Raw genomic sequence first — 18335 nt, 5'->3', positions numbered from 1 at the left:
ATCATGGAATGCGATATCGACATCACCACCATCGATCGCGATGGATTTCTGGCAGTGCCCATGGTGCGCCACCAGGGGGGCGTGGCCACGGCGGGCCGCGACATGGTGGCCGAGGAGTATCCGGTCGCCCTCGTCTACAACGGCATCGCCCACGCCGTGATGATGGCCACACCGCGCGACCTCGAGGAATTCGCCGTCGGCTTTACCTTGACCGAAGGCATCGTCGGCAGCGTGCGCGACATCTATGACCTCGATGTCTGCTGCGGCGAGGACAGCGCGGAAGTGCGGCTGACCATTGCGCAACCGGACTTGATCAAGCTCAAGGCCCGCCGCCGCGCGCTGACGGGACGCACGGGCTGCGGCGTGTGCGGCATCGAAAGCCTGGCCCTGCTGGACCTGGTGCCCGAAAAGATCACGCGTCCCCTGCCGCCGCTGGTCGCCAGCAGCGCCATCCTCGGCCGGGCCGCGCGCGAACTGCTGCCGTACCAGGAATTGATGCACAAGACGGGCGGCGTGCATGCGGCCGCCTGGTGCACGGCCGAGGGCGCGGTGGTCAAAGTGTTCGAGGACGTGGGCCGGCATAACGGCCTGGACAAGCTGATCGGCTACCTGGCCCTGCACCGCATCGCCATGCACGACGGCTTCGTCTTCCTGTCGAGCCGCGCCAGCTATGAACTGGTGCGCAAGTCGGCGCGCATGCATATCGGGCTCGTCGCCACGATCTCGGCGCCCACCTCGCTGGCCATCCGCATCGCGCGCCAGGCCGGCATGCAGCTGGCCAGCTTTTGCCGCCGCGACGGCTTTGTCGACTACACGGCCGGCGACGCGCCGCCGGCAGACTGAAGCCAGCAGCATTGGCAAGCAGGCACGCCTGCCGCATAATGCGGGCATGTTCAAACTGACTTTTCTCGGCACGTCTTCCGGCGTGCCCACGCGCCACCGCAACGTCACGTCACTGGCCCTGCAAACGACGCACAACCGCGACTGGTGGATGATCGATTGCGGCGAAGCGACGCAGCACCGGCTGCAGCGCCTGCCCCTGTCCGTGCACGACCTGGTGGGCATCTGCATCACCCACGTGCATGGCGACCACAGCTATGGGCTGCCGGGCCTGCTGGCCAGCGCCTCGATGACGGGGCGCAAGAAGCCCCTGCTGCTGATCGCCCCGGCCGCCATCAAGGCCTGGATCGACGCGACATTGCTGCACACGGAACTGTTCCTCACGTATCCGCTGATCCACATCGACGTGGACAGCGCGCCAGTGGTCTACGAGGAAGCGGGCTTGACCGTTTCGCGCCATGCGCTGTCGCACCGCGCGCCGAGCGTCGCCTACCGCTTCGCGCTGGAAACGAGCAGATGGAAGCTGGACAAGGCGGCCCTGCAGGCGGCCGGCGCGCCGCCCGGCCCCGCCTGGGGACTGTTGCAGGCGGGCCAGGATGCGATCCTCGACGATGGCACGGTCTTGTCCGCCGCCGCTTTCCGCCAGACGGAAACGCAGCGCGCCACGGTGGTGATCGGCGGCGACAACGACACGCCCGCCTTGCTGGCGCACGCTTGTGCCGATGCGCAATTGCTCGTGCATGAAGCCACCTACACCGAAGCCATGCTGCAAAAGGTGGGGCCCGGCCCCACGCACAGTTCCGTGCAGCGCGTGGCGCAGTTCGCCGCAGCGGTGCGCTTGCCGAACCTGATCCTCACCCACTTCAGCGCCCGCTATCACCATGCGGAAGGCATGGCCGAACTGGAAGCGGAAGCGCGCCTGCATTACTCGGGTGAACTATTCCTCGCGCGCGATTTCGACAGCTATGAGCTCGACGCGGCCGGCGCGCTCACCAGACAGTCGGGGAAATCTAGTGGGGATTGACGCCATACTGCGCCGCGTATTCGGCCGCCAGCGCGCGCGCCGCCTGCTGCTGTGACGGCGTGAGGATTTCCAGCAACTGGTCGCGGTTCTTGATCGATTGCGCGCTGCCCGCCTCGGCCGGCATGGCGATCCACGCATACGCCTGCACGTAATCGAGTTCCACGCCCTGCCCTTGCGCATACAACAAGCCGTATTCATTCTGCGCCGACAGGGAACCGGCTTCTGCCGCCTGCTTGTACCAGAATGCCGCCTCGGCGTAGTCTTGCGGCACATCAATCCCCTTGCGGTAAGCCTGCGCCAGGTTGAATTGCGACTGGCCATCGCCCGCCTCGGCCGCCCGGCGCCCGTACGCCAGGGATTGCGCCATGTCTTGCGCGACGCCATCGCCGCTCGCATACATCAGGGCCAGGTTGGCCAGCGACGGCGGAAAACCCGCTTGCGCCGCGGCCGTGAACAATTCGACCGCTTTCGGCAAATCTTGCGTCACGCCATGGCCCTGGTAATACAGGCTGGCCAATAAATGCTGGCCGGCCGGATCGCCAGTGCGCGCCGCCGCGTCGAATTGCGCGTACGCCTCGGCGTAATTGCCGTCGTTATAAGCGAGAATGCCCGCTTCATTAAAAGATGCACTGGAAACAGTCATGAAGATTCCTTGTCCGAGGATTTTTGGCATTGTACACAGCACTGTTACGCGCGAATGCACGATAGGGAACGGTGTGGCGCATTGCCAGGACCATGCGTTATGATCATTCTCCGCGCGATTCAATCTGGACGTTGCGAAAATATCCCAGCACAAGAATATCTCCATGAAACTGATTGCTTTGCTCTTTTCCCTGCTTTCCGCCTCCGCTTATGGTGGTACGCTGCATCTGGATCAAGCAGCGACAGGAAAAGTACGGCAAGCGGCCGATATCCGTTATGCGACTCACGATGAAAAACAGACGTACCGGCTGAAAATCGGCAAGCAGTGGATCCATGGCAGTTGCAGCAGCAGCGGCACGGGCAATTTGCACGCGCTGCTGGCCGACATGAATTTCGACGGCCATGCCGACCTGTGGGTCACCGGCTACACGGATAGCCAGGGGCGCATCCGCTGTTCCGACGTGTGGCTGTGGGATGCGCAAGCAAAACAATACAGTTTCAACAAACCCTTATCGGCGATTCCGAATCTCGATATCAGCATCGCCGGGCAAAGAATCGACGGCGGTATCGCCAATTGCGGCTGCGCGGCGCAATGTTTTTATGAAGACAGCTATAAGTGGCAGGCTGACAAGTTAATCACCGTCGCCCGGCGCGCACAGGATTGCGAGCGCTACCGGGAATACCGCCTCAACGATAAAAACGCTCTGGTCATCGTCAAGGATGAAAAAATCGATAGCGGCAATCCAGGCCAGCAGGCCATCGAAAATACCAGCGTCATTGACTGGCAGCGCCACGCGCACACCATGCGCAAACCCTGGGAGTAAATCCTTCAATACTATCCTTCAATTAACGCACACATGACGACACATCCAGCATCGATTACTTTCCATGCCGCCAGGGCGGAAGATACCGCGGCCTTCATCGCCTTGCGCGGCAAGACGCGGCAAAACGCCGTTTCCAAAGAACGCCTGGCGGAAGTGGGCATCACGGCCGACACCTGGGCCGACATGATGCGCTCGGGCAACCTGCCTGGCCACGTCTGCCATCACGACGGCCAGCTGGTGGGCTACTGCTTTGGCGCGCGCGACACGGGCGAAATCGTCGTACTGGCCCTGCTGCCGGAATTCGAAGGCCGGGGCATCGGCAAGACCATGCTGGAACGGGTCATGACGGAATTGCGCGCGCAGGGCCATCAGCGGCTGTTCCTCGGCTGCTCCAGCGACCCCGCCTCGCGCTCCTACGGCTTTTACCGCTACCTGGGCTGGACCGCGACGGGCGAGACGGACAAGTATGGCGACGATGTGCTGGAGTTCCGCTTTACAGCCTAGGCTGCAACGCGATTGGCATCCCACACGCGCAGTATTTGCGTAATAGCAGAGTCAAACACGGCGTAGTCCACGCCATCGCGGGCCTGGATGGCCACGCCCGATAGAAAACTGTCGAACACGGCCGCCAGCGCGCTCGCGTCCGTACCCGCTGGCAATTCGCCGCCGGCTATGCCCCGTTCCACGCAATGCACGAAGCCGGCACGGGTGCGCGCGCGCGAAGCCGTCAACGGGGCTGCCACGGCCGCGTGTTCGGGCGTCGGCGCGCTCATGCAGCCGAGCGCCACCATGCAGCCTGGCGGATGCCCCGGCTCGGACTGCATGCGGGCCGACTGGCGCAAGGCCAGCTCGACGGCCACGCGCGGCGCCAGGCCATCGTCCCACAAACACTCCGTCACGCGTGCAAAGGTGTCCAGATAGCATTGCGCCGCTTCGCGGAACAGCGCTTCCTTCGAGCCGAACGCCGCATAAAAGCTGGGCGCGGAAATGCCGCCGCCCAGGCTCGCCTTGAGCTGGCTCAAGGACGTCGATTCATATCCTTGCTGCCAGAATAAAAACATGGCCTGCTCGACGGCTGCCTGCCGGTCGAACGTGCGCGGCCGTCCCATTTGCGCCATCCATCACTCCTTCTCGTCTACTCATTTGCCACTTACATACTACTCGATACAGAAGTCATTGACAACGCGGCGCACCATCGCCTATATTTATACCGATCGATACATATATACCGCAAGAACGGTCAGGCGCACGCCTGCGCCCGGCCGCCTCATCACACTTCCAAGGATTTTGCTTTGAATCACGCCACACTCACCACCGGAGCCAGCCCTGCGCTGGCCGACCGCCTCCCCGTTTCGGGTTTATTAGCCCTGGCCATGACGGGCTTTATCTGCATCGTCACCGAAACCCTGCCCGCCGGCCTGTTGCCGCAGATCAGCGCGGGACTCGGCATCAGCGCCGCGCTGGCCGGGCAAATGGTCACGGCCTATGCGCTGGGTTCCTTGCTGGCGGCCATACCGCTGACCATCGCCACGCGCGGCTGGCGCCGTCGCAACGTGCTGCTGCTGACCATCCTCGGCTTTCTCGTGTTCAATACCGTCACGGCACTGTCGTCGCACTACTGGCTGACCCTGGCGGCCCGCTTCTTTGCCGGCATGGCGGCCGGGCTGGCGTGGAGCTTGCTGGCAGGCTATGCGCGGCGCATGGTGTCGCCCCATCAGCAAGGCCGCGCCCTGGCGCTGGCCATGGTGGGCGCGCCCGTCGCCCTGTCCCTGGGCGTGCCGCTGGGCACCTTGCTCGGCTCCCTGGTCGGCTGGCGCGCCGCGTTCTGGATCATTTCCGCCCTGACGTTGATCCTGATCGCCTGGGTGCTGGCCAAGGTGCCGGACTACCCGGGCCAGCGTGCGCATGAGCGCATGCCGCTGCGCCGCGTCTTCACCACGCCCGGCGTGCGTCCCGTGCTGGCCGTCGTCATCGCCTGGATGCTGGCGCACAATATTCTCTACACCTACATCGCCCCGTTCGTGGCGCCGGCGGGATTGACGGCACGCATCGACCTGGTCCTGCTCATCTTCGGCGCCGCGGCCATGGCCGGCATCTGGATCACGGGCAAGCTGGTCGAGCGCCACTTGCGCGCCACCGTGCTGGTCAGCCTGGCCGTGTTCGCCGCGACAACCCTCGTGCTGGGCGTCGCATCACAGTTTCCCATTGTTATCTACCTGGGCATGGCCGTCTGGGGCCTGAGCTTTGGCGGCGCGGCAACGCTGTTGCAGACGGCGCTGGCCGACACAGCAGGCAGCGGCGCCGACGTGGCCTTGTCGATGAACGTGGTAGCGTGGAATGGCGCGATTGCGGCTGCCGGCGTGGTGGGCGGCGCCCTGCTGGAAACCTGGGGCGCGGAGGCTTTCCCGTGGACCATGCTGGCTTTGCTCACGCCGGCGTTCGTGGTCGCCTGGTCGGCCCGCGCGCACGGTTTCCGGCCGGGACGGCGCAGCGGCGGCGCGCCCGTGGCCGGGCATTGAGATTGTCTTATGGCTTTGCCGGCACCGTCACGATGCGGGGCACGTGTCCCGTGTGCGCGAGGAAACGGACCAGGGTGGCATGCGACAGCGCCACCGTGGCCGTATTGCGCAGCGGATGCGCTTGCACATGGCCAGCATCCCACACGGCCTGGTCCAGCACCAGTTCCACCGCCTGCGCGCCGTCATGGATCAGCGCAAACAGGCTGACGGACCCGGGTATGATCCCCAGGTGCTGCAGCAAGCGCTCGGGCGAAGCCATGCTCAGCTTACTGGCCGGCAATAACCGCCCCAGCGCCGCCAGGTCGATGCGCTTGTCGAAAGGCACGATAACGAGAAAATGCCGGCGCCCTTTTTCATCACGCACGAACAGGTTCTTCACCATCAGACCGCGCATGGCGGGCACGTGAATCAGCGCTTCATCGATGGTGTGCACGGCCGGGTGTTCAAGCAGTTGGTAATCGCCGGCGCTGCTAGCCAGCCAGCGGGACAGGGTTTCTTGCATGGGTATTTCCTCAGCGCGAGTGCGATAGGAAATTGTAGCGGATCGGGGCGCTGTCACCGCTAAGGTTTTTTCTCCGCCTCTTCTTTATCCGCCGCCGCCAGCCCCCATTCATTCCAGCCTTCGCCAAACAGCTCGACCGGATGCTGCGTACGCTCGGAACCATTACCGCAGCGCATGGCGTCCGGCGGACAATATTTGTCGCAGCCCCAGCAGATGCGCTCGGGGTTCTTGGGGTTCAGGGGGAAGGGCTTGGCCATGGGGACGATGGGGTCGTTGAGGTCTCTTCGACGACTCTAGACCTGGCGCAGGGGACCGTCAAACGAATTTCGGTGAGGAATTTGCTTAGGTCAAGTTTGCGAAGATTGCTACGGCGGCAGCTTGCACCTACGTTCACCCAGGAGACCAGCGAATGTCATTCCCTCTCATAACTGCTTACCGCATCATTAGCATTCCTCTTGATGCCCTTCATTATTTTTCCATTGCCTTTATATTTCATCTCAAGAACTCTCAGCTGATTTTGCGCTACCTTGCAGATGATGCATGTTCTTGAGGAGATCATCCTGCCGCCGCTTATCCCGCAGAAACAGACACTTCCAGCACGGTCCGCGCCACATTGACACCGCCATCGGCGGCTGGCTGTGCCTTGAGTTCGTCCAGCGCATACACCATCGTCACCGTGGCGCCGGGCACGAACAGCTTGATGTCCTGCCTGCGGTGCGTGTAGATGCTCTCGTCGACTGTCGAGCCATCGGCCAGACGCAAAGTGAAGCTGTTGACTTGATCGCCGCGCTGGCTATCCTGGCCCGCAAAATACGTGCGCTCAATGCAGCCCGTCAACGTTTGCGTCTGAAGGCGGCCGGCTTTGATGCTTTCCCACCATTCTACGGAGGCGAACAGGCCGTGCCTGCCTTTCAGGCCCATGTGGGGCCTGGAGCTGTCGAGGGTAAGATCCCGGATCTTGGCGATGCGAGCGGGATCTTGTGCCAGGGCTTCGGCGAGGGTGTAGACGGGTCTCATAAGGGCACTAGCGTTCCTGGAAGCGCTCATTTAATGTTTGCGCCGAATGATAAAAGCATTGCCGGCAGGTTCAAAACCGAGCGTCGGATAGTAGGACATGGCATCGGGGGCGGAAAGCAATATCAGGGACACTTCGTCGCCGATGACGGCCTGGGTGCGCTGGACAAGCGCTTTGCCGATACCCAGGCCCTGGTATTGCTTGTCTACCGCCAGATCCGAGAGATAACAGCAATACGCATGGTCGGTCAGCGACCGGGCCAGCCCCACAAGCTGGCCATCCACCCATGCAGACAGCACCAGACAAGGCGCGGCAAACATGCGCGCGATTCGCGGGAGGTTGCTGGTGGGCCGCTTGATGCCGGACTGATCGAAGACGCGAACAACGTCCAGCGGATCAAGGGGGAAGTTATGACGATATTCGACAGGGATGTTTTTCATTGGTTCACGGGTGTAAGGAGATGGCGCATGGGAAACCTCTGCCATGCACCTAGTATAACCAGCGATGATCGAGGCATGTGGACGATACGGCATCAGCGACGGGGCGCCGGCGCCAATGCTTGAACGCCAGCGCGGCTCCGCGTGAGGCGGCGCCATCAGCGGCATGCCCGTTCAGTGATTAAACCGCCTCCAATCTGTTAAAATAGTTCAAATTTCAATGCCTCATGAATAACCTGTATTTTTCAGACACAAGGAATGTGTTTAGCAAATGAAAGCCATTATATTCTGCACCAGCTTTATAAAAGATGCACCATCATGGGAAAGCCGGTATCAACGGTGGCTCGATTACTATGAAAACATTCCAATCGGTGCAGTAAAGAAGATAATGATTGACGATGGGTCGCCTTTTCTTCCGCCTGCCGACATTATCAATACGGTTTCCCATAGCGCTGCGCTGGCTGAAAATGGCGATAAAAACCTTATCATTCGCTTCGACAACAACCTGGGACGACAAAGCGGGGCTGACTACCCGGGCTGGTGGCGCAGTTTTCTGCACTCGGTTAATGTGGCCAATGAATTAGGCGTGGATAAAATCATCCATATCGAATCGGACGCCTATATCATGACGCCGCGCCTGGTAAAATTCATCAATGAAATCGAATCAGGCTGGAACGTCCTGTGGTCCCCGCGCTATCGCATGCCAGAAACGGCCATTCAAGTTATCTGCAGAGATCAATTTGCGATTTTTGAGAAATTCAAGGACAACCATCCGGATTATTCTTTCCCGGACATTGCGGAAAAGTTGCTTCCTTTTACAACTGTACATAAACAGTTCAAGGGCGACCGTTACAGCGATTTCACGAAAAACCGGTGGATATTTCGCTCGAAAAAATTCAACAAAATCCCCATTTTTAAACATGTTTTTTTCTGGGAAACAATCCCGCCCGATGCGGACTTTGTCACGCAAGGCATCAGCCGTCAACAATTCGCATACAGACGCGATGAAGTGGCTTGACTTCGTCATGGCGGGGGATATCAAACAGCCTTGGCAAGGATTATAAATATGCAGCGACCGTCACGACTGAATAAACGCATGTGTGCCGCCCTTGCTGGCTCTCTTTTTCTTGTCGCCGGTATCGCCTCGGCACTCGCTGCCACGCTTGACGAGGATAGAACCCGCGGTGACATACATGGCTTGTTTGAGATCAGGGCGGCCGCAGTCAAGTTCATGGCAGCAGAAAATGCCAAAAACCGAACCCGGTGGCAGGTATTGGAACCGAACCGGAAGATTCTGGTGGCGAAATGCGCACTACCTTTGCGTGTGACATGGGTGCCGAAGAGCCATGGCCTGTCTGGAGCGAATGTTGCCGTAAGTTGTACCAAGACCGTAAAGCCCGCGCCACAACATAAATGGGACGTATTTGTGCCGGTCGACAAGAGGCCGCAACGCGCCGCAGGTAGTCCGGCAAACTCCTGAGAGCCCCGAACACGACGGCCAGTTCCGTCATTTGGACACGAACCTATGCGTTGGGCGTCGTAAAACCCGGCTCGGCGCAAAAGCCACGCCGGCCGACTCGTCAGAAGGTCGATACGGCGATGATGCGGACGGATGGCTACTCTCGCCCAAAGTTGCTCAGTCACCCCTCGGTCAATCTCTTCCCATACGGTCATGTATCGCACAACTCGTCCCTGCCCGAGTCAAGCTCCGCCAGGAATGAGACTCAAGGACATCGGCGGCGGCACTACTCTGCCGTAGTCGGGTCAATGACTGAGATGACTTCCGACACGCGGTTTGCAGGAAAGCCACCTTGCTGGGCATGTTCGCGAACCTGCGCTTCATTTTCAGCGATGTAAACACAATAGATTTTATCGCCAGTAACATAGCTTTGCAGCCATTGAATTTGTGGCCCCATTTTGTTTAAGACACTGCAGGACTTCCGCGAAATAGCTTGAAGTTCCTGCTCTGACAACTTCCCGGCCCCGGGAATATCACGCTCAATAACGTACTTTGGCATAGCTGTCTCCTTTGAGGTTTCCGGGTGAGCACAACGCTCGCCGGTGCTGTGCGTCACACATGCCGTGACATGTATTAGTTATATACCACGCTGGCGGGTTGGTATTGTTGGAATTGCCATAAAATACACTAGAGTCTGGTCTGCCATTCAGACACGGGCTTAGGCGTGGATGCGGTGAAAGCTGGCTCAGCGAAAAATTGATTGGAACCACGAACACGCGGCTGCGGCGCGGGGCTGCCGCGCAGCGGCAGCATCTGAAGGATTCGGAGCGGGCTGGGCCGGTAGCCCCAGCCCTTCGATCTCACATACAGGGCGCGCAGAATACCTGCGTGCCAGATTCGAACTCACGAACGGTTAACCCGTCGCTAGTTTTCAAGTCTTCAAAATTTTACATTTATATCAATCACTTACAAAAAGATTTCGTTCCGCAAGCAACGCCAAGGAGGCACGCATCCATCGGGGGCGCATGGCGTGTTCGCCATTGACCAAGCCCGCGAGCGAGCATCAGCCGCGAGGCGGTCACAAAGCGGTTCAACAAGATTAAGAATCACGGTCTGCGCGGTGACGGGCCAGCACCAGCCCAAGCCAATCAGGGCTTCTCGGTCCTGCGGGCGCTCATTAACTACGCCAAGGTTGCTGGCATGGGTATGGTAAAGGTTGCCGCTACAGCACAGGGCAGCGGGCGACAGGGGCCGGCACAGGCGGCGCGGGCATGGGCGCCAATGCCCTAGCCGCTTCCGGCCCGCTTGATTACGCTGCTGCCGGGCCTAGCGTTGGCGGTAGCACGGTCAGCAACTCCAACAATATGAACCCGGACCCGCCGACTGTGGCGGGTTTGTTTTGACTGGCTCGTCGCACTCTGGACGTCGGCTCTGTAGTTGTTGAGGGGGACGGGGTCGAACTAGCTAGAGACGTGGCTGGCAGGTTCAACTCTGCGGATCGCCCTTTCCTTGTGGTATCGCCTAATCCAACGTCGTGCAGGCTCCTCAATCAGGTAGTAGCCCGATGCGGACAGCGCCACCAGTACTGCCAACGATGCTATCGCCAACAATTTGTTGTTGGACAGAGCGGGGGCTACCTGAATCAACTTGTCGTGATAGCCAATAAGCAACAAAATAATTAGGGCTTGAAAAGAATAAAAACAGTAACTTATTTTTCCCAGCCAGACAAAAACACGGGAGGCAAGAATCGAGGCAACTAGCCCCCTGTCATTCGACAAGGAAAAAATCATAAAAGCAATAACAGGCAGAGCAATCCAGTTGTGGCCGACATAAAGTGGCATTTCCGGCCCGGCAATTCCCAAATAAAGAAAAAAAGTCACAAGCACAGCTAATTGAATCACCGCTCCAAATCGATATTTAAATCCGAGACGGATGGCCAAGTATGTACATACTCCAATCAAAAACTCAGGCAAACGAAAGATTGGCATCGAATAAAAGACGCCATTAGACGGGCTATTAAAAAGTGCGGCAGACAGACCTGGCAACACCGCCAACAACCAGCAGACAGCAGCGATGACGAATAAACGCTTCATTGAGGCTTGCAAAAGGCTAGGCAGAAAGAAAGGAAGCAAGATATAACAAAACGCCTCAACGGAGATTGACCAGCTACCGCCATCATTCCAGTGACTAAAATACTGGAGAAACCATGCCTGAATAAGAAAAATATTTGAAAAGACAAGAAGTGCAAGTTGTCCGATCCACTTTAATGTATCGGCTAGTGAGCTGTTCACAAAATTAATTCCAATCCATGGCAACGTGACTAGCGCAGCTACTGCGTATATTGGATATATTCTGGCAAACCGATTAATCAAATAATCCTTTAAGGTGCTGCGCCCATCAGCGTAACGATACGCAAGCACAAAGCCAGAAAGCATAAAAAACAAGCTCATCCCAATGGCTCCTTGATCTAGAACATTCTTCGCAAGAGAATGACTTGAGATAGGCCAGCGAATGTGGATATGGAACAGAAAGACATAAAAGGCTGCAACAAAACGCAGTCCAGTCAGGGAGAATATTTCTTTTTCGTCTTTCAATTTTTTTCCTTAATTGTTCGATTGCCCGCCAACCACGCAAAAAACCAGATGATTTGTTTTTCGGCAAAGGTTCGTTTCAAATTTTCCGCTCGTATAGCGACACTTTTCATCGCTTTAAAAAGTAGATGATAACTTGTCAGCAGCGCAGAGGGAAACGTTACTGCCAAACACTGTCCGGCAGCAACACGGCAAATAGGCCGTGTAAGCCGACTAGAACGACATCAACCTGCTTACATTGAGGACGCATCGAACGTCGCCTATGCGAACTAGCGGAAATGGGCTGCACAGTGGGCGGCTAGGGCCGCGATCGGTGCGAGGGTGCCAAGGGTATTGGCGCGGGTGAGGTGTGGCCTGTAGCGGTGCTGTGTGCCTGCGCTGCGGTATGCAGTAACGCTTGCCTCAGCTGATGTTGCGGGAAGGGTGCGGCGCACTTACCGAGGCGCTTACCGCTTTGCTGCGCCGTTTACTATCTGCGTACCGCTTGCTTTGGCCTAACGGTGCGCTGGCACTGATTTCGCCCTGTATGTAATCAGTTACAGGGGCTTTTGTTACCGCATTTGCATAAAGCAGAAACTGCGCTAACGTATTGTTTTTATTGGCGGAAGCGGTGAGATTCGAACTCACGAACAGTGTAACCCGTCGCTAGTTTTCAAGACTAGTGCCTTCAACCACTCGGCCACGCTTCCAGATGGCAGCATTATACATAAAGGTTCCCCGCTTACCAATGGCTAGCGCTGTCACAGCGCTTTCCACGGACAGGAAAGCGCTGGCACGCCTGTCTTACACGCCCCAGTTTTCCCGCAGCGCCCGCTCGAACTCCCTCGCCGGCAGCGGGCGCGAGAACAGGTAGCCTTGTACTTCGTCGCAGCCTGAACTCTTCAGGAAGGCAAGCTGCTCGGCCGTCTCCACGCCTTCGGCGATCACCTTGTGGTGCAGTTGCTGGGCGATGCTGATGATGGTGCTGGCGATGGCGCAGTCGCTGGCGTCGGTGGGGATGCCGGTGGTGAACGAACGGTCGATTTTCAGGGTGTCGATGGGAAAGCGTTTCAAATAGGACAGACTCGAATAGCCGGTGCCGAAGTCGTCCAGCGACAGGGCCACGCCCAGGGCCGTGATGCGGTCCATGATGGCGATCACGCGCTCGATGTTGTGCATCAGGGTGCTTTCCGTGATTTCCAGCTCCAGCCAGGCCGCTTCCAGGCCGTAGCGGGCCAGGGTCGCCGCTACCCTGGCGGGCAAGGCTGCCGTAAATTCGCGCGCGGAGACGTTGACGGCCAGGCGGATCGGCGGCAGGCCCGCCAGCTTCCATGCCTGCGCCTGGGCACAGGCCGCTTCCAGCACCCATTCGCCCACCTGCACCACCAGGCCCGTCGATTCGGCCAGGGGGATGAATTCGGCGGGCGGGATCATGCCGTGCTGCGGGTGGTGCCAGCGCACCAGCGCTTCGGCGCCGATGATGCGCCCGCTGCCGAGCGCGTACTTCGGCTGGTAGTGCAGCAGCAGTTGCTGCTCCGACAGGGCCTGGCGCAAGCCAGTTTCCAGACGCATGCGCGCCTGCATGCCCTGGTTCATGTCCTGGCTGTAAAAAGCCACGCTTTCCGCTTCGCCGCCGCTGTCCTGCTTGGCGCGGTACATGGCGATGTCGGCCAGGCGCAGCAGGGTTTCCGCATCCTGCCCGTCCTGCGGATACACGCTGATGCCGATGCTGGCGCCCACGCGCAGGTCGTGGTCTTCGATCAGGAACGGCTCCACCAGCGAGGCGAGGAGCTTTTGCGCCACCATGCTCGCTTCGAAATGCTGGCCGATGTCGAACAGGCCGACGGCGAACTCGTCGCCGCCCAGGCGCGCCACCAGGTCCTGGTCGCGCAATACCTGGCGAAAACGCAAGGAGACCTGGCGCAGCAGTTCGTCGCCGATGCGCCGGCCCAGGGTGTCGTTGATCAGCTTAAAACGGTTCAGGTCGATGAACAGCACGCAACCGAGCATCTTGCTGCGCTGCGCCACGCTGAGAGCCTGGTCGACCAGTTTGGCCAGCAAGGTACGGTTGGGCAGGCTGGTCAGCGGGTCATAGTAGGCCAGGTGGTGCAGCCGCTCTTCGGCCAGCTTGCGTTCCGTAATGTCCGTCAGGTAGGCGATGAGTCCGATAGGCTTGTCGTCCATGTCCTGCAGCGGCGACAGCGACAGACTGGCCCAGAAGATCTCGCCCGACTTCTTTCGCCGGCGCACCTCCATCAGGCGCCCTCCCTGCTCCAGGAAGGCGTCGTGGAAACCCGTGTCTTCGTCGTCGTACAGGAACAAGATGTTGCGCCCCACGGCTTCCACCGAGGTGTAGCCGAACAGGCGCTCGGCGCCCTTGTTCCAGCTGGTGATGTAGCCCGTCAAGTCCATCGTCAGCACGGATTCGTGCAACTGGTCGAGGATTTGCGTCTGCTGCGCCAGCAAGGCTTCGACTTGCGCGTAGGCATGGGTCGAGCGTTGCGCCAGCGAATGCACCTGCAAGACGCCGGCCGTCAACGATGCCAGGCTGGCCAGGTGGCGGCGGTCGGCGTCGTTATACAGCGGGCGGCCGGCCACGCTGTAGTGGCCGAAGCAATGGCCGTCGAAGCTGACTTCCTGCAACAAGGCGGGCGTATCGCGGGGATACGGCACGGCTGGCTTAGCGGCGCCCGTACTGGCCGCAGGCAGGAACTGGCCATACGGGCTGGCCATCACGGTGCTGGCGATACGGCCCAGCTCAGCTACCAGCGCGGAGCCGCGCAAACGCACGACGGCGTCGCACAGGGCGGCGCTGTCAGCGAGGAAATCCGACACCGGAAACAGGGTCATGCTAGAGGTTCCGGCTGACCTGGATGGCCCATTGGTAGGCCTGCAGCAGGCTGCGCCAATAGGTTTCTCCATCGATGCCGGCACGGCGCAAGCCGTCGGGCGGCGGCGTGGCGCTTTCGACCAGCGCCAGCAAGGCGCCCAGCTCGCCATTACGTTCGAGCAAAGCCGTGCTCACCTCGGGCGCCAGGTTCAGGGTGGCGATGATTTCTTCCATCGGCATGCCCAGCAGGACGTCGAGCAGGGAAAATACGCCTGCCATGAAGGCCAGGTCTTGCGCATCGCGGTCGCCGCCGCGCAGCTGACACAGCGCTTCCATCTGCGCCGCGCGCACGGCCGCCAGCGGCAGCAAGGCGTGGATCTTGCCATCGTCCTGTTGCCGCGCATACAGCAGCAGTTGCAGCCAGCGCTGCAACTGGCGCCGGCCCAGCAGGGTGATGGCCTGGCTGAAGCTGCTAATCGGCGCCGTGAAACCGAAGGCGGCTGAATTGACCAGTTTCAATAAATGATAGCTGAGCGATGGGTCTTGCTTGAGCGGCACTTCCAGCTCATGGGCGTCGGCATCACGGGCCAGCAGGCCCAGCAGCGTCATCAGCCGGCGCCGCGAGGTGGCGTCTTCCGGCTCGCTTTGCTGGCGCGCATGCCGCAAGGCGTAATCGCCGGCAAACCAGCTCACGCCGAGTTCTTGCAATTCGGCAATCTGCGCCGCGTCGGCGATGTTGTAGGCCAGGTGCGGCCCCGGCAAAGGCAGCAGCTGATGCAGGGCTGGGCGGGCGCCGGCCGCATCAAAACTCAGCGCGCGCGCCTCGACCTGCGCCGCCGCCACGGGACTAGCCTGGGCGCCATCGAGCAGGATGCGGTAGCCGGCCTCGCGCCATTGCAGGCATTTTTTCTGGATGTGCTTGTCGCCGGCAAGATGGGCCGGCAAACGGAAGATGGTGCGTTGCGGCGCCAGTTGCGCCAGCACGGCCTCGTCCACGCCTTGCGGGTCGGCCAGGGGAATAATGCAGTCGAGCGGCGCCAGGAAGGCATACGCATCGGCAGCGGCCAGCGCCGCCAGCAGCGACGCCGTCGAGGCCTGCGGTACATGCAGGGTGACAGCGACCCACTCGTTATGAGCATTGGCTACTGCTTGTAATCCCACCAACGGAAACAGGTTTGATTCAGACGCTGACATCGGTATCTCAGTGTGGGTAGGGCGCCATAGTAAATAAACTGACCAGCATTGGCAACCCTGGCCCGACAGGGATGCCATTTCGACAGCGAGATTCATTCTATCCGAATCTCACCCATGAAACAGTTTAATTTTGGCAATAAATATTCAAAAAGAACATTCCCCCGCGAGACCCGCCTGTCATGCGGGGGCGACAACAGCACGGCGCCGCGCGCGCCTGTTCAGGCGCTGCCGCCCTGTGCATGCTCGACCGCATACTTGATCAATTCGGCCTGCCCTTCGATGCCGAGCTTGCGCTTGATGTTCAGCCGGTGCGTCTCCACCGTGCGCACGCTCAGGTCCAGCGCGCGGGCGATCTGCTTGTTCGACTGGCCCGCCGCGATGTGCTGCAGCACTTGCTGCTCGCGCGTGGTGAGGAAGGAATCGTGGACTTGCGGGCGCGACAGCTGCCGCGCCAGCGCTGCACTGTAATAAATGCCGCCGGACATCACCGTCTCGATGGCAAACACGATATCTTTCCCTGGAGCATCCTTGAGCACATAGCCGCGCGCGCCGGCGGCGATCGCTTGCGACACGTATTCGAGCTTGTCGTGCATGGACAGGATCAGCACGGCAATCCGCGGGAACGCCTGCTTGAACAGCGCCGTCGCCTCGATGCCGTTCGTGCCGCGCATATTGATATCCATCAACACCAAATCCACCTGGTGCGCGCGCGCCTGGGCCAGCGCTTCGTCGGCGCCGCCCGCCTCGGCCACCACGTCGAAATGCGCCACCGCCTCCAGGCGCGCGCGCAAGCCGTCGCGCACGAGGGGGTGGTCGTCCACCAGCAGGATGTTGATCTTCTCGGTCATGGTTGAGTATCTATTATTTAGTGTGGGGATGAAAGGGCGAGCCGCGCCAGCACCACGGTGCCGGCCGGGGACGAGGTGATGTGCAGGCTGCCGCCGATGGCTTCCATGCGTTCCGTCATGTTGCGCAGGCCGATGCCACGCTGCGGATGCAGGGCGATGCCGTCAAAGTCGAAGCCGCCGCCGTTATCCTGGATGCGGAGTTCCACGGCCTTGCCCGCCTCGCGCAGGCTCACTTCCACGCCGCAGGCGTGGGCATGGCGCTCGCAATTGGTCAGCGCTTCCTGGGCGATGCGGAACAGCACGGTATTGACCATGTCGGGCAAGCCCTCGCCCGCCGCCGCCGGACTGGCCGTGAAACTGGCTTGCGCGCTGCTGCTGTCGTTAAATTCATGCACGAGATGGTCGAGCGCGGCGGCCAGGCCCAGGTCGTCGAGGATGGCCGGGCGCAGGTTGTGCGAAATGCGCCGCACCTCGCCCAGCACCTTGTTCAGCTGCTCGGCGGCCCGCTCGAAGGTGGCCGGCGCCTTTTCTTTCTGTTCGGCATTGCCGGCCAGACGCGCGATGCCCGCCTCGATCTGCAGCTTGATCGACACCAGCCACTGGCTGATGCCATCATGCAAGTCGCGCGACAGCCGCGCCCGCTCCTCCTCCTGCGATTCGACCACCCGCTGCGCCAGCACTTTCAGCTTGGCATCGGCCACGCGCAGTTCGCGCAGGTTCAGCACGAGGCCGCAGGCAGCCACCAGCAGTGAGCCGAGGATGGCGATGGCGGCGATCAACTCCATGGTCGAGCGGATATTGCGCGACTGCTGGGCGTCGACCTTGGCCAGCGCCTGGTCCACGTCGTCCATATAAATACCGGTCCCCATCATCCAGCCCCATTCCGGCATCAGGATCACATAGCCGAGCTTGGGCGCGGACTTGTTGGTCGACGGCTTGATCCAGTTGTAGCGCTCGAAACCGCCGCCGCTCTTCGCCCGCTGCATCAGGCGCTGGATGGTCAGATTGCCCTCGGCGTCGCGCAGCTCCCACAGATTCTGCCCCACCAGCTCGGGCTGGCGCGGATGCATCAGCGACTTGCCCTGCGAATCGTAGATAAAGAAATAGCCATCGTCGCCATAGCTGAGGGCGGACAGGATGCGCTTGGCTTCCTCTTGCGTGGCGGCATCCTTGCGCCCGGACTGGTACAGGGAAGCGATGGAATGGCTGGCCAGGGTCACGTAATGCTTGAGCTCGGCTTCCTTGCTGGCCAGATACGCTTGCTGGATGGTGGCGCGCTGCTGCTCTGCCAGGGTAATCGCCTGGTGCCGCACGGCAAACGCAATGGCGCACAGGGCGAGGATGAGCGGCGTGAGGGCCAGGAAGATGACTTTCTGTCTGAGTTTCATGGCCTGGCGCGCTCCGGCGGCGTCGATGCTGGTGGGAATGGGTGATTTTACGTCGCGGCGCGGCGATCGGCCTGCGTAGTAATACTGAGCGTTACTGCGTAGTGCTGCGCTTGCGGCAATTATACGATTCCTGAATACTCGGCATAAGCTGCAGATACACCAAAAGTAACATCCAAACTGGCGACGACCAGGCTCTGCAGCACACATCATCGCACGGCACAGCGCCCGTCAATCTCTGGAGGA

18 protein-coding genes and 1 tRNA gene are annotated in these 18335 nt (G+C 60.3%); 6 read left to right on the top strand and 13 right to left on the bottom strand.

Translation table 11 applies throughout. The annotated features are described in order from the left end of the window. The first annotated feature begins 3 nt into the window (after positions 1-3). Positions 4-843 carry a formate dehydrogenase accessory sulfurtransferase FdhD gene (fdhD, locus tag ACQ4W4_RS11015; RefSeq protein ID WP_436542047.1) on the top strand — a complete coding sequence of 280 codons (840 nt, stop codon included), beginning with the start codon at positions 4-6 and terminating at the stop codon, positions 841-843. Between the two features lie 46 nt (positions 844-889). Continuing rightward, a complete protein-coding gene (locus tag ACQ4W4_RS11010) occupies positions 890-1864 on the top strand; it encodes a ribonuclease Z (protein ID WP_436542046.1) in 975 nt (324 codons plus the stop codon). Here the strand turns inward: ACQ4W4_RS11010 and ACQ4W4_RS11005 are convergent. Beyond that, entirely contained in the window at positions 1851-2507 is a 657-nt protein-coding gene (locus ACQ4W4_RS11005) for a tetratricopeptide repeat protein (protein WP_436542045.1), read from the bottom strand. The two genes, ACQ4W4_RS11010 and ACQ4W4_RS11005, sit on opposite strands and share 14 nt — an antisense overlap. Positions 2508-2670: 163 nt before the next feature. On the opposite strand from ACQ4W4_RS11005, the gene ACQ4W4_RS11000 reads away from it, so the two are divergent. Both ACQ4W4_RS11000 and ACQ4W4_RS10995 read left to right on the top strand, forming a co-directional pair. After that, positions 2671-3330 (top strand): XAC2610-related protein, encoded by a 660-nt coding sequence (locus tag ACQ4W4_RS11000; protein WP_436542044.1) that lies wholly within the window; start codon positions 2671-2673, stop codon positions 3328-3330. Between the two features lie 33 nt (positions 3331-3363). Continuing rightward, positions 3364-3834, top strand: coding sequence for a GNAT family N-acetyltransferase (locus ACQ4W4_RS10995; RefSeq protein WP_436542043.1), 471 nt, complete (start codon positions 3364-3366; stop codon positions 3832-3834). On the opposite strand, the gene ACQ4W4_RS10990 is transcribed toward ACQ4W4_RS10995, so the two are convergent. Beyond that, a complete protein-coding gene (locus ACQ4W4_RS10990; protein WP_436542042.1) occupies positions 3831-4448 on the bottom strand; it encodes a TetR/AcrR family transcriptional regulator in 618 nt (205 codons plus the stop codon). The genes ACQ4W4_RS10995 and ACQ4W4_RS10990 overlap by 4 nt on opposite strands. A gap of 255 nt (positions 4449-4703) precedes the next feature. On the opposite strand from ACQ4W4_RS10990, the gene ACQ4W4_RS10985 reads away from it, so the two are divergent. Continuing rightward, a complete protein-coding gene (locus ACQ4W4_RS10985; protein ID WP_436542341.1) occupies positions 4704-5849 on the top strand; it encodes an MFS transporter in 1146 nt (381 codons plus the stop codon). 7 nt (positions 5850-5856) lie between these two features. Here the strand turns inward: ACQ4W4_RS10985 and ACQ4W4_RS10980 are convergent, their stop codons facing one another. From ACQ4W4_RS10980 to ACQ4W4_RS10965, 4 genes are all read right to left on the bottom strand, one after another. Beyond that, positions 5857-6351 (bottom strand): prolyl-tRNA synthetase associated domain-containing protein, encoded by a 495-nt coding sequence (locus ACQ4W4_RS10980; RefSeq protein WP_436542041.1) that lies wholly within the window; start codon positions 6349-6351, stop codon positions 5857-5859. 59 nt (positions 6352-6410) lie between these two features. Then, positions 6411-6608 (bottom strand): DUF3079 domain-containing protein, encoded by a 198-nt coding sequence (locus ACQ4W4_RS10975; RefSeq protein ID WP_436542040.1) that lies wholly within the window; start codon positions 6606-6608, stop codon positions 6411-6413. A gap of 313 nt (positions 6609-6921) precedes the next feature. Continuing rightward, positions 6922-7368 carry an immunity protein RhsI2 family protein gene (locus tag ACQ4W4_RS10970; protein WP_436542039.1) on the bottom strand — a complete coding sequence of 149 codons (447 nt, stop codon included), beginning with the start codon at positions 7366-7368 and terminating at the stop codon, positions 6922-6924. 30 nt (positions 7369-7398) lie between these two features. Continuing rightward, positions 7399-7971: a GNAT family N-acetyltransferase gene (locus tag ACQ4W4_RS10965; protein ID WP_436542038.1), complete on the bottom strand. Its 573-nt coding sequence runs from the start codon at positions 7969-7971 to the stop codon at positions 7399-7401. 103 nt (positions 7972-8074) lie between these two features. Here ACQ4W4_RS10965 and ACQ4W4_RS10960 point away from each other — a divergent pair, with 103 nt between their 5' ends. Then, the gene (locus ACQ4W4_RS10960; RefSeq protein ID WP_436542037.1) at positions 8075-8821 is read left to right on the top strand and encodes a hypothetical protein; all 747 of its coding nucleotides are present in this window, start codon (positions 8075-8077) and stop codon (positions 8819-8821) included. A 727-nt stretch (positions 8822-9548) separates the two neighbouring features. Here the strand turns inward: ACQ4W4_RS10960 and ACQ4W4_RS10955 are convergent. The 7 genes from ACQ4W4_RS10955 to ACQ4W4_RS10925 all read right to left on the bottom strand — a co-directional run bounded on the left by ACQ4W4_RS10955 (position 9549) and on the right by ACQ4W4_RS10925 (position 18092). Beyond that, positions 9549-9821: a DUF4242 domain-containing protein gene (locus ACQ4W4_RS10955; protein WP_070224858.1), complete on the bottom strand. Its 273-nt coding sequence runs from the start codon at positions 9819-9821 to the stop codon at positions 9549-9551. 901 nt (positions 9822-10722) lie between these two features. Beyond that, on the bottom strand, positions 10723-11856 hold the full coding sequence (locus ACQ4W4_RS10950) for an acyltransferase family protein (RefSeq protein WP_436542036.1): 1134 nt from the start codon (positions 11854-11856) through the stop codon (positions 10723-10725). A gap of 596 nt (positions 11857-12452) precedes the next feature. Continuing rightward, a tRNA-Ser gene (locus ACQ4W4_RS10945) sits at positions 12453-12542 on the bottom strand. A 94-nt stretch (positions 12543-12636) separates the two neighbouring features. Beyond that, on the bottom strand, positions 12637-14682 hold the full coding sequence (locus tag ACQ4W4_RS10940) for a putative bifunctional diguanylate cyclase/phosphodiesterase (protein ID WP_436542035.1): 2046 nt from the start codon (positions 14680-14682) through the stop codon (positions 12637-12639). Position 14683: 1 nt separating this feature from the next. Next, on the bottom strand, positions 14684-15856 hold the full coding sequence (locus ACQ4W4_RS10935) for an EAL and HDOD domain-containing protein (protein WP_436542034.1): 1173 nt from the start codon (positions 15854-15856) through the stop codon (positions 14684-14686). A gap of 218 nt (positions 15857-16074) precedes the next feature. Further along, a complete protein-coding gene (locus ACQ4W4_RS10930; RefSeq protein ID WP_436542033.1) occupies positions 16075-16704 on the bottom strand; it encodes a response regulator transcription factor in 630 nt (209 codons plus the stop codon). A gap of 17 nt (positions 16705-16721) precedes the next feature. Beyond that, on the bottom strand, positions 16722-18092 hold the full coding sequence (locus tag ACQ4W4_RS10925) for a cache domain-containing protein (RefSeq protein WP_436542032.1): 1371 nt from the start codon (positions 18090-18092) through the stop codon (positions 16722-16724). Between the last annotated feature and the right edge of the window lie 243 nt (positions 18093-18335).

Origin of the sequence: Janthinobacterium glycogeni (assembly GCF_051380725.1) — a bacterium.
In the GTDB taxonomy this organism is placed as follows: Bacteria; Pseudomonadota; Gammaproteobacteria; order Burkholderiales; family Burkholderiaceae_D; genus Janthinobacterium.
This window is presented reverse-complemented; position numbering and strand designations above follow the sequence as displayed.